Genomic DNA, 284 nt, shown 5'->3' on the forward strand with positions numbered 1-284 from the left:
GGGACGACGTAGTCTTTACACAGGGTCAGGTCCTTGCCGGAGCGGGTTGTCAGTTTCAGGGGCGTGACCGGCAGGCTGGGGCGTCCGGCGACATCGGAAAACCAGATTTTGACCTTGCCGCCGGGAGACAGGCCAAACACCATACTGTCGTACCAGACGGTCTCGCCATACCAGGTATGATCGGCAGGTGTTTTCATCCTCAGCCAGGTTTCGGGGCCGAAGACGGCGCTGGTTTCATAGGTCTGCTGGTCAATATAGGAATCCCAGCAGAAGACAATGTACTG

At 57.4% G+C, this 284-nt stretch carries 1 protein-coding gene; it reads right to left on the bottom strand.

Translation table 11 applies throughout. The annotated features are described in order from the left end of the window. Positions 1-284, bottom strand: a 284-nt coding sequence (locus tag OGY09_RS01125) for a DUF2931 family protein (protein ID WP_286589825.1), incomplete at both ends; no start/stop codon positions are given.

This window comes from Citrobacter sp. Cpo071 (assembly GCF_030332765.1).
GTDB lineage: Bacteria > Pseudomonadota > Gammaproteobacteria > Enterobacterales > Enterobacteriaceae > Citrobacter > Citrobacter portucalensis.